General features: G+C 55.8%; 1 protein-coding gene. It reads right to left on the reverse strand.

Annotation, left to right across the window (positions count from 1 at the left end; all coding sequences use genetic code 11):
• Positions 1–516: ABC transporter substrate-binding protein (locus WH277_RS00905; protein WP_445235291.1), on the reverse strand; the 516-nt coding region annotated here is incomplete at both ends.

Here is a 516-nt window from a genome sequence, read left to right on the forward strand (position 1 = left end):
GCCTTCACCGTACTGCTGCTTATCGTGAACCACGGCAATTCGCTGCGGTTTGATCTCGCTCAGGATGTATTTTGCTGCGGTCGGGCCCTGGTCAGAATCAAGACCGGTCGTACGCATAATCAGCTTATAGCCACGGCTGGTCAGGTCAGGTGCGGTTGCTGCCGGGGTAATCATCAGCACGCCTTCATCTTCATAGATATCAGAAGCAGGCTGGGTGGAGGAAGAGCACAGGTGGCCGATGACGTAACGGATGCCGTCGTTAATCACTTTGTTAGCGACTGCAACCGCCTGTTTAGGATCGCAGACGTCGTCATACTTCACCGCGACCAGTTTATCGCCGTTAATACCGCCTTTGGCGTTGATATCGGCAATAGCCTGCTGCGCGCCTGTCCACTGCATGTCGCCATACTGGGCCACCGGGCCGGACATCGCACCCACGATGGCGACTTTGATGTCTTTTGCCATTACTGCATGGCTCATTGCCAGAGCAACACAGCCCGCCAGGAACGCACTACC

This window comes from Erwinia sp. MYb416, from assembly GCF_037479575.1.
GTDB classification, from domain to species: Bacteria; Pseudomonadota; Gammaproteobacteria; order Enterobacterales; family Enterobacteriaceae; genus Erwinia; species Erwinia rhapontici.